Origin of the sequence: Streptomyces achromogenes subsp. achromogenes, assembly GCF_000720835.1 — a bacterium.
GTDB lineage: Bacteria > Actinomycetota > Actinomycetes > Streptomycetales > Streptomycetaceae > Streptomyces > Streptomyces achromogenes.
The window spans coordinates 95,019-102,357 of the sequence record NZ_JODT01000028.1 but is presented as its reverse complement, the minus strand read 5'-3'; the positions used below and the strand labels follow the sequence as shown (position 1 = coordinate 102,357).

At 71.1% G+C, this 7,339-nt stretch carries 6 protein-coding genes; 3 read left to right on the top strand and 3 right to left on the bottom strand.

Going from position 1 to position 7,339, the window contains the following annotated elements:
• Positions 1–187 (top strand): hypothetical protein (locus IH25_RS41950; protein ID WP_209445378.1); only part of this gene is annotated, 187 nt, incomplete at its 5' end.
• Positions 188–326: 139 nt separating this feature from the next.
• On the opposite strand, the gene IH25_RS0126790 is transcribed toward IH25_RS41950, so the two are convergent.
• Positions 327–1,334 carry a stage II sporulation protein M gene (locus IH25_RS0126790; protein WP_030615764.1) on the bottom strand — a complete coding sequence of 336 codons (1,008 nt, stop codon included), beginning with the start codon at positions 1,332–1,334 and terminating at the stop codon, positions 327–329.
• Between the two features lie 141 nt (positions 1,335–1,475).
• On the opposite strand from IH25_RS0126790, the gene IH25_RS0126785 reads away from it, so the two are divergent.
• Complete coding sequence (locus IH25_RS0126785) at positions 1,476–2,483, top strand: RDD family protein (RefSeq protein ID WP_030615760.1); 1,008 nt, start codon at positions 1,476–1,478, stop codon at positions 2,481–2,483.
• A 49-nt stretch (positions 2,484–2,532) separates the two neighbouring features.
• Here IH25_RS0126785 and IH25_RS0126780 read toward each other — a convergent pair whose 3' ends face one another.
• Together IH25_RS0126780 and ahcY are read right to left on the bottom strand one after the other, a co-directional pair.
• On the bottom strand, positions 2,533–3,147 hold the full coding sequence (locus tag IH25_RS0126780; RefSeq protein WP_030615757.1) for a hypothetical protein: 615 nt from the start codon (positions 3,145–3,147) through the stop codon (positions 2,533–2,535).
• A 170-nt stretch (positions 3,148–3,317) separates the two neighbouring features.
• Positions 3,318–4,775 (bottom strand): adenosylhomocysteinase, encoded by a 1,458-nt coding sequence (ahcY, locus tag IH25_RS0126775; protein WP_030615754.1) that lies wholly within the window; start codon positions 4,773–4,775, stop codon positions 3,318–3,320.
• Between the two features lie 465 nt (positions 4,776–5,240).
• Between ahcY and IH25_RS0126770 the strand changes: the two genes are divergently transcribed.
• Positions 5,241–7,289 (top strand): fructose-specific PTS transporter subunit EIIC, encoded by a 2,049-nt coding sequence (locus tag IH25_RS0126770; RefSeq protein ID WP_030615750.1) that lies wholly within the window; start codon positions 5,241–5,243, stop codon positions 7,287–7,289.
• The last annotated feature ends 50 nt before the right edge of the window (positions 7,290–7,339 follow it).

Genomic DNA, 7,339 nt, shown 5'->3' with positions numbered 1-7,339 from the left:
ACTCTATCAGATCTTTTCTCGATCCGATTTCCTCGGTGCTTTCCAGGTTCCCGCTCTCGCGTTTCCCTTTCCGGCGGTTCCGACTTTATCAGAAGTTCTTGGCCGGTCTGACCGGCCGCTCATTTCTGAGTATTCGGAGGATGCTGTCCCGGGCGCCGTTCACGGCTCCCTGGGAAGCAACAAGTAGATTCTACCAAGCGCCTGGCAACATGTCCAGTTCCAGACAACTCATTGAATCTACCTCCCCACTCCCTCCGTGTCAACGGCTCTTGCGGGGCGAAGAGGAGACTAGCAGCTCAGAGGGGGTGAGTGCACATCCAGCGGACTCAGGCGGCCGTGGGCACGGACGCGCTGCGTTCCGCCGCCCCTAGGTCGCCTGTCTCGCCCGCGCGTGTCGCGCGGCCGCCGAGCACGTAGACGTAGGCCAGAAAGGCCAGCTCGGCCGCGATCCCGATCCCGATGCGGGCCCAGGTGGGCAGGCCGGAGGGGGTGACGAAGCCTTCGATGGCGCCGGAGACGAGCAGGACCAGGGCCAAGCCGATCGCCATGCCGATGGCCGCGCGCCCCTCCTCCGCGAGAGCGGCCCGCCGGGTGCGCGGGCCGGGGTCGATCAGCGTCCAGCCCAGGCGCAGCCCCGTACCAGCGGCGACGAAGACCGCTGTCAGCTCCAGCAGACCGTGCGGGAGGACCAGGCCGAGGAAGGTGTCGAGACGGCCCGCCGAGGACATCAGGCCGAAACCCACGCCCAGGTTCAGCATGTTCTGGAAGAGGATCCACAGAACGGGCAGGCCCAGGAAGACGCCCAGCACCAGGCACATCGCCGCTGCCTGAGCGTTGTTCGTCCATACCTGGGCGGCGAAGGCGGCCGCGGGATGGCTGGAGTAGTAGGTCTCGTACTCGCCGCCCGGGCGGGTCAGCTCGCGCAGCTGGCTGGGTGCCGCGATGGACGACTGCACTTCGGGGTGGGTGCCGATCCACCAGCCCAGCAGGACGGCGACCGCGGTGGAAACGAGCGCCGTGGGCACCCACCAGTGGCGGGCGCGGTAGACGGCTGCCGGGAAGCCCTGGCCCAGGAAATGTGTGACGTCCCGCCATGAGGCACGACGGGTGCCGGCTACGGTGCTGCGCGCGCGTGCCACGAGTTGGCTCAGCCGTCCGGTCAGGTACGGGTCGGGCGCGCTGGACTGGATGAGGGAGAGGTGGGTGGCGGTGCGCTGGTAGAGGGTGACGAGTTCGTCCGCCTCGGCGCCGCTGAGCCGGCGCCGACGGCTCAGCAGTGCGTCCAGCCGGTCCCATTCCGCTCGGTGTACGGAGACGAAGACGTCCAGGTCCATCGGGTCTGCCTGCTCCTCGGCTGGTCGTCCACGGCTCGTCGTGGAGGCCGGTGCTTGCTGTCAGCTTTTCGTACTGCGGCGCGATGCGCCCTCAGCTTGGCAGACTGGCGGTTCAGGGGGCACCAGGGAAGGACGGCGGGCGTGAGTGAGCTGGTGACCGGCGAGGCGGTGGCGCTCGAACTGCGGCCCGCGAAGCTGCCGAGCAGGGCGCTCGCCGTGCTGCTCGATCTGGTGGTGGCGATGGTCGCGTATCTCGTCGTGGTCGTGGTGCTGGTGGCGTCGACGGCGTCGCTGGACGAGGCCGCGCAGATGGCGCTGTCGATCGCGTCGTTCCTGCTGGTGCTGGTCGGTGGGCCGATAGCCGTGGAGACGCTCAGCCACGGGCGTTCGCTGGGGAAGCTCGCGTTCGGGCTGCGGGTGGTACGGGACGACGGTGGGCCGATCCGGTTCCGGCACGCTCTGGTGCGGGGCGCGATCGGGGTCGTCGAGATCCTGATGACGCTCGGCGTGGTGGCCTGTATCGCCTCGCTGGTCTCGGCGCGGGGGCGGCGGCTGGGCGATGTGTTCGCGGGCACTCTGGTGGTCCGGGAGCGGATACCCGCCGGGCGGGCCGGTTTCGTGCCGCCTCCGCCTCCGTGGCTCGTGGGGCGGTTCGCCGGGCTGGATCTGTCCGTGGTGCCGGACGGGCTGTGGCTTGCGATCCGGCAGTACCTGACCCGGATGCCGCAGCTCGATCCGCAGGTGTCGGCGGGTATGGCGCAGCGGCTGGCGGCCGACCTGGCGGGGCGTACCGGTGCCGCCGTGCCGCCGGATCTGCCTCCGGCCGCGTTTCTCGCGGCCGTGGTGCACGAGCGGCAGTCCCGTGAGGCCCGGCAGGCGTTCGGCGGGGGTCCGGCCTCCGGCGGCGGTCTCGCGGCCGGAGGCTTCGCGCCGCCGGCGGGAGAGCCCGGCACGCCGGTCTCCTACCGGCCTGAACTCTCACAGCAGCTCTCGCCGTACGGGGACTCGCATCGGGCCGAGGGCGCCCTTCAGTCCGACGACGCGTACCCGTCCGGATTCTCCGCTCCCGCTCCGCCCTCCCCTGCCCGGCCGCCGGGAGACGAGCCGTCGACCCGCCGGGCGGCCACCGGGTTCGTGCCGCCCGCCTAGTAGGTCCTCGTAGGTCCTCGTAGGTTCTCGCGGGGCGCGGGTGCCGGGGTCAGTCGAAGCGCGACGGGGGTGACTGGAGGTCCTCCAGCTCGATGCCGGGCGCGGCCAGGACGACGTCACCGGCGATGTGGACGGCGTGCTGTTCGCCGGTGTCCAGGGCTGTGACCTGGTATTCGTCCACGGTCAGGGGGCCGTTGTCAGTGGCGTGTGCTTCGCTGTTCACCAGAGCCCAGGACTGGTCCACGGTGCGGGGGGCGAGGACCGGGTCGGTGAAGGCCACGAGGCGTACGCGGGTCGCGGCGGACGAGGGGGTGAGGCGCAGGAGCCGTGCGGTGGCGACGAGGAACGCCGGGGACGTGCCGGTGAAGGCGTGGGCGCGCACATTGCCTTCGGTGGCATGGAGGCCGGTGGGGTCGGTGCGGACCCAGGTGACGCCGTCGAGGGCGGCGCCGCGCACCTGCCAGTCACCCGCGTGCAGTTCGAGGCGGAGGGGGCGGCCGAGGTCGTCCAGGGCGAGGTCGACGGAGCCCCGGTGCTCGCCGGCGGGGTCGGTCAGCCGGGAGACGTAACGCCAGCCGGACGGGCCGGGGGCGCACTGGAAGTGTTCTTCTGCGAGGGGGGTGTGATCGTGCGGATCGTGGAGCGAATAACGGCCGCGGGGCATGGTGGTCCTGGGTCTTGACGGGCTGGTCCGGCCGGAAGCCATGGGTCGGGGCCAAAGGGGCAGGCCCCCGGCACGGGGGTGCGGGGGCCTGCCTCTGAGAGCCTGCTGCCGGGAGGGGTGCGTCGGTGCACGGCGCACTCCCCCGGCGGTCGGGCTACGGGATCACCGGCTCAGTAGCGGTAGTGATCCGGCTTGTACGGACCGTCGACGTCCACACCGATGTACGCCGCCTGCTCCGGGCGCAGCTTGGTGAGCTTGACGCCGAGGGCGTCGAGGTGGAGGCGGGCGACCTTCTCGTCGAGGTGCTTGGGCAGGGTGTAGACCCCGGTGGGGTAGGCGTCGGGCTTGGTGAACAGCTCGATCTGGGCCAGGGTCTGGTCCGCGAAGGAGTTGGACATCACGAACGAGGGGTGGCCGGTGGCGTTGCCCAGGTTGAGCAGGCGGCCCTCGGACAGCACGATGATCTTCTTGCCGTCGGGGAAGGTCCAGGTGTGGACCTGCGGCTTGACCTCGTCCTTGACGATGCCCGGCACCTTGGCGAGACCGGCCATGTCGATCTCGTTGTCGAAGTGGCCGATGTTCCCCACGATCGCCTGGTGCTTCATCCTGGCCATGTCCGAGGCCATGATGATGTCCTTGTTGCCGGTCGTGGTGATGAAGATGTCGGCCGTCTCGACGACCTCGTCCAGCGTGGTCACCTGGTAGCCGTCCATCGCCGCCTGGAGCGCGCAGATCGGGTCGATCTCCGTGACGATCACCCGGGCGCCCTGGCCCCGCAGGGACTCCGCGCAGCCCTTGCCGACATCGCCGTAGCCGCAGACGACGGCCGTCTTGCCGCCGATCAGGACGTCCGTGGCGCGGTTGATGCCGTCCACCAGGGAGTGCCGGCAGCCGTACTTGTTGTCGAACTTGGACTTCGTCACGGCGTCGTTGACGTTGATCGCCGGGAAGAGGAGGACGCCGTCGCGCTGCATCTCGTACAGGCGGTGGACACCCGTGGTGGTCTCCTCGGTGACACCGCGGATCTCCGAGGCCAGCTGGGTCCACTTCTGGGGGTTCTCGCCCAGGGTGCGGTGCAGCAGCTGGAGGATGACGCGGTGCTCGTCGGACTCGGCGGTCTCCAGGGCGGGGACCTCACCGGCCTTCTCGTACTCGACGCCCTTGTGGACGAGGAGGGTGGCGTCGCCGCCGTCGTCCAGGATCATGTTCGGGCCGCCGGTCGGGCTGTCCGGCCAGGTCAGCGCCTGCTCCGTGCACCACCAGTACTCCTCCAGCGTCTCGCCCTTCCAGGCGAACACCGGGACACCCTGGGGGTTGTCGGGCGTGCCGTTCGGGCCGACGGCGATGGCGGCGGCGGCGTGGTCCTGGGTGGAGAAGATGTTGCAGGAGGCCCAGCGGACCCGGGCACCGAGGGCGACCAGGGTCTCGATGAGCACGGCCGTCTGCACGGTCATGTGCAGGGAGCCGGTGACGCGGGCGCCGGCGAGGGGCTGCGCCTCGGCGTACTCCTTGCGGATCGCCATCAGGCCCGGCATCTCATGCTCGGCGAGGGTGATCTCCTTGCGGCCGAACTCGGCCAGCGACAGATCGGCGACCTTGAAGTCCTGTCGGTTCTCGACAGTCGTCATTACGAGCTGCTCCTCGGGGGTTGGGTCGAGGTGGGTACGGCTGGTCTGCGCGGCGGCGGACACAGGGGTGCCCGGGAAGAGGCACAGGCATGCCCACGTACGCGCAGCGCAGTCCGTCGGAGGCCCTCTCTCCCTCGGCCGGCCCGCGTGGGGCCGCCCGACCGCCATCAGCAGCGACGTCTGGCTCCGTCCCAAGCTACACCGGAGGGCCCGGTCGTCCCAGTCCGCCTTCGGATTCCTCGTGGCTTCCCCGGGCCGGCTTCAGGGGGGTTCAGGGGGCCGTGGGGGCGCCTGTGGTTGTGCGGAAACCGTGGAGCCGGGGCGGACGGACCGGGGCCAACCGGGACTTACGCGCCGTCAAGGCGGGGGAGGCGTGGTGCAGGATGCAGGGGGACCGGGACGTCCGGTTCCGCTCGCGGGGCGTCCGGGACGGCGTCGCGCGTGCCGAAGCGTGAGGAGATCGACGTGACCAGTCCGGCCGGGCCACCCGCCACGGGTGGCCGCGATGAGGAGCGGCAGCCGCTCAGGCTGCTGGCGGTGACCGCCTGCCCGACCGGCATCGCGCACACGTACATGGCGGCGGAGAAGCTCGCGCAGGCCGCCGCGAGCCTGGGCATCGAGATGAAGGTGGAGACACAAGGGTCCATCGGGGCCGAGAACGTGCTCGATGACAACGATGTCAGACAGGCGGACGGGGTCATCGTGGCCGCCGACAAGGACGTGGACCTCGGCCGGTTCGCGGGCAAGCGGGTGCTGACGGTCGGGGTCGCGGAGGGCATCCACCATCCCGAGCGGCTGATCGAGCGGGTGCGGTCGGCGCCCGTGCACGGGTCGGACGGTCCGGGCGCGGGTGCGGCGGTGTCCGCGCCGGGCGGCGGCAGGGAGCGGAGCCTGGTGTACAAGGCGCTGATGAACGGCGTGTCGTACATGATCCCGTTCGTGGTCGTCGGCGGTCTGCTGATCGCGGTGTCGCTGGCGCTTGGCGGCCATGCCACGGCCAAGGGCTATGTGATCCCGGAGGGCACCTTCTGGGCGCACGTCAACGCGGTCGGCGGGATCGGCTTCCAGCTGATGATCCCGATCCTGTCCGGCTACATCGCCTACGCCATCGGCGACCGGCCCGCGCTGGTCCCGGGCATGATCGGCGGCTGGATAGCCAACACCGGCGCGCTGTACGACTCCGAGGCCGGCGCGGGTTTCATCGGGGCGATCGTGACCGGGTTCCTGGCCGGGTACCTGGTGCTGGGCATCAAGCGGGTCCGGGTGCCGAGGTTCGTGCAGCCGATCATGCCGATCATCGTGATCCCGATCGTGGCGACGACGGCGCTGGGCCTGTTCTTCATCTACGTCATCGGCAAGCCGATCTCCTGGGTCTTCGAGCACCTGACGAGCTGGCTCGGCGGGATGACCGGCACCAGCGCGGTGCTGCTCGGCGCGATCCTGGGTCTGATGATCGCGTTCGACATGGGCGGGCCGGTGAACAAGACGGCGTTCCTGTTCGGCGCCGGGCTCATCGCGAGCGGCAACCAGACCGTGATGGGCATGTGCGCGGCGGCGATCCCGGTGATGCCGCTGGGGCAGGGCCTGGCCACGGTGATCCGGCGGCGGCTCTACACCGGGCAGGAGCGGGAGACCGGGCTCGCGGCCCTGTTCATGGGCTGCTTCGGCATCTCGGAGGGGGCGATCCCGTTCGCGGCGGCGCGGCCCGCGCAGGTCATCCCGGCGAACATGCTCGGCGGGGCCGCGGCCGGCGCGGTCGCGGGGCTGGCCGGGGTGAAGGACGCCGTACCGCACGGCGGGCCGATCGTGGCGGTGCTGGGCGCGGTGAGCGGGGTCCCGATGTTCCTCGTGGCCGTGGCGATCGGCACGGTGGTGACGGCGCTGGCGACGGTCGGACTGGTCGACGTGAGCGGACGCCGGGGCGGTACGGAGGCCGCCGGGGCCGGTGGTGCGTCGGTGCGGGAGGGCACCGGCGCCGAGCAGGCGGGTGTCCGGGAAGCCGTCGCTCCGCAGGAAGCCTCGTCGGAGGAGACGGCGGCGGATGCGGGCGGCGGGGCCGAGGTGCTGTCCGGGTATCTGACCGGGCGGACCGTGCGGGTGGCGCTCGGGGCGGCGGAGAAGGAGGCCGCGATCCGGGAGATGGCGGAGCTGCTGGCGCGCAGTGGCCGGGTGGCCGATGGGGAGGAGCTGGTGGCGACCGCGCTGCGGCGCGAGGAGCAGGGGAGCACCGGACTCGGCGAGGAGATCGCGATCCCGCATGCCAAGACGGACGCGGTGACGGCCCCGGTCGTGGGGTTCGCGCGGTCGGCGGAGGGGGTCGAGTGGGGGTCGCTGGACGGTACGAAGGCCCGGCTGATCTTCATGATCGCCGTACCGGAGGCCGCCGCGGGCGACGAACACCTGCGCATCCTCGCGCTGCTGTCGCGCAAGCTGATGGACGGCGGGTTCCGGGAGCGGCTGCTCGCGGCACCGGACGAGGCGGCGGTGCTGGAGGTGCTCGGCGAGGTGGGGTGAGGTGAGGGGGCGCGCCGGGTGGAGGGGCGGAGGTGCCCCCACTCCGGGCC